This is a genomic window from Pauljensenia sp. UMB3104, from assembly GCF_030217285.1.
In the GTDB taxonomy this organism is placed as follows: Bacteria; Actinomycetota; Actinomycetes; order Actinomycetales; family Actinomycetaceae; genus Pauljensenia.
Map to the genome: position 1 here is coordinate 1 of NZ_JASONN010000347.1, position 265 is coordinate 265.

At 58.9% G+C, this 265-nt stretch carries 1 pseudogene; it reads right to left on the reverse strand.

The features are described from left to right. Nucleotides 1-225 (reverse strand): annotated as a pseudogene (locus QP415_RS11985) (ferrochelatase); the annotation flags it as partial. Nucleotides 226-265: the final 40 nt, after the last annotated feature.

The window sequence follows — 265 nt, forward strand, 5'->3', positions numbered from 1 at the left end:
GACGAGGTGCAAATCGTCAATCACAGTTCCTCGATCGAGTAGCGTCTTCACTGATTCGCTGACAACATCGATCTGGGCGGTAAGAAAGCCGGGGGAATCGTGGTACGAGCGAACCTTATCGACGATCACGTCCTTGCCACCATCGGGGAGCAGGGCGAGTGCGTCCGCGACATCTTCGCGGTACTGCCGGCATCCGGAGTAGGAGGCGTAGGCAGAGGTCTGCATCATCAGGATTCTGCGGGCACCACCCTGGACAAGTTCCGCG